Genomic DNA, 514 nt, shown 5'->3' on the forward strand with positions numbered 1-514 from the left:
TGGCCCTCAATGCCAGTGTCTCCTTCGATGCCTCGCTGCAAGCGCTGACCCAGCTGGGGTCGGGACACACGTTGTGTGTAGTCCCTGCATCGGTACGATCCGATGCTGAGGCGATGCTTGCCTTCCTGGCCACGGAAGCAGTGGCCGTACTCGACTGCACGCCAACGCAGCTGGAGTTGTTGATCCAGGGTGGGCTCTTCGAGCGGCCCTTGCCAGCGCTGCGGGTTATCCTGGTAGGTGGCGAGCCATTTCCCGCGCATGCGTGGAAGCGTGCGGCCGTCGCACCGATCGCTTGCTACAACGCGTACGGGCCCACCGAATGCACGGTCAACAGCACGTTGGCCAAGGTCACAGGCGAACACCCTCCTCACCTGGGCGAGCCGCTACCGGGCGTGCTGGCGTACGTTGTGGACACGGATGGATCGCTGGCAGCGCCGGGTGTGGTGGGTGAACTATGGCTGGGCGGCGCCGGAGTGGCGCGCGGCTACCTGCACCAACCGGAGCTGACCGCAGA

At 65.4% G+C, this 514-nt stretch carries 1 protein-coding gene; it reads left to right on the forward strand.

Going from position 1 to position 514, the window contains the following annotated elements; all coding sequences use genetic code 11:
* Window positions 1-514: AMP-binding protein (locus tag DyAD56_RS23480; RefSeq protein WP_146010621.1), on the forward strand; the 514-nt coding region annotated here is incomplete at both ends.

Source organism: Dyella sp. AD56, assembly GCF_002878475.1.
Lineage (GTDB): Bacteria > Pseudomonadota > Gammaproteobacteria > Xanthomonadales > Rhodanobacteraceae > Dyella.